Raw genomic sequence first — 706 nt, 5'->3', positions numbered from 1 at the left:
AGCAGCGCGGTCGGCGCCCAGTAATAGCCGACCCAGCCCTGCTGGCGTTCATAGGCGCGCGCGATCGAGCCGTCGAGCCCGGCGGCCGAGCCGGTGTCGACCAGGTTGAAGCCCGCCGCCTGGGCGCCGAAGGCCTTGTAGAGCTGGCTGGTGATCACCGTGCCGCCCCAGCCGGCCGGGCCGTTGAAGATGGCGCCCTTCGCGGGATCCTCGGGATCGGGGAAGAGGTCGGGGCGCTTGAGCACGTCCTCGATGGTCTTCAGCTCGGGGTTGGCCTCGGCGAGGTATTTCGGGATCCACCAGCCCTGCACGGCGCCGTCGCTGAGGATGTCGCCGGTGACGACGATCCGGTCCTCGGCCAGGCCGGACCGGATGACTTCGGGCACCAGGTCGACCCAGCCCTCGGGGGCGATCTCGGGCTGGCCCTTCTCGACCATCGAGGTCAGCGTCGGCACCGTGTCGCCCTGGATCACCTCGGCGCTGCAGCCGTAGCCCTCGTTGAGGATGAAGGCATCCAGCGCCGCCGCAAGCTCGGCGCTCTGCCAGTTCATGCTGGCAATCGTCGGACTGCCGCAATCCGCCCAGGCCGCACCCGAAAAGCCCACAAGCAAAAGCGCCGCACCGCAGGAAACAAACCGTCTTCCCATTCTCTTTCTCCCTGACGCGAACATGGCCCCCAAACCCCAGCCGTCGCGCAAACCGGGGG

General features: G+C 68.6%; 1 protein-coding gene. It reads right to left on the bottom strand.

The features are described from left to right. Positions 1–551: glycine betaine ABC transporter substrate-binding protein (locus FE811_RS27050; protein WP_305034206.1), on the bottom strand; the 551-nt coding region annotated here is incomplete at its 3' end. Between the last annotated feature and the right edge of the window lie 155 nt (positions 552–706).

Origin of the sequence: Paracoccus sp. FO-3 (assembly GCF_006386455.1) — a bacterium.
Taxonomy (GTDB): Bacteria; Pseudomonadota; Alphaproteobacteria; order Rhodobacterales; family Rhodobacteraceae; genus Paracoccus; species Paracoccus versutus.
The sequence above is the reverse complement of the archived record's forward strand: the minus strand, read 5'-3'. Positions and strand labels throughout refer to the sequence as shown.